1 protein-coding gene is annotated in these 369 nt (G+C 62.9%); it reads right to left on the minus strand.

All coding sequences use genetic code 11. The features are described 5' to 3' along the window. Positions 1 to 43: 43 nt before the first annotated feature. Positions 44 to 369: c-type cytochrome (locus tag AF337_RS32960; protein ID WP_152971313.1), on the minus strand; the 326-nt coding region annotated here is incomplete at its 5' end.

A 369-nucleotide genomic window follows, 5' to 3' on the forward strand; every position in this document is an offset into this window, starting at 1 on the left:
TCGATGTCCTGCCCGGTTCGGATCTGCTCCAATCGTCTGCTCCCTAGTGGGTTGCCGCCGTCACACGATGCATGGCGTTGGTCGTTTCCGTCCAGGCCGGCTTGTCGGGCGCGAAACGCGCTCTCAGATAGTCGGCTAGATCCTTGATCTGGCTTTCGTTCAGCGTCTGGCGAAAGGCCGGCATCGACATTACTTCCGGGGCCTCACGGCCGGTGGTCTGCGCCAGAATCGCCGGCGCCTCGACACCGTTCAGGATCGCCTGGATGAGATTGTCCGGCGTCGCCGCATGCAGGTTGCTGTTGAGCGCCAGCGACGACAGTATCGAGTTTCCGGTGTGGCATGTGGCGCAGGCGCCGTTGAACAGCCGCT

Source organism: Rhizobium ecuadorense (genome assembly GCF_001187535.1).
Lineage (GTDB): Bacteria > Pseudomonadota > Alphaproteobacteria > Rhizobiales > Rhizobiaceae > Rhizobium > Rhizobium ecuadorense.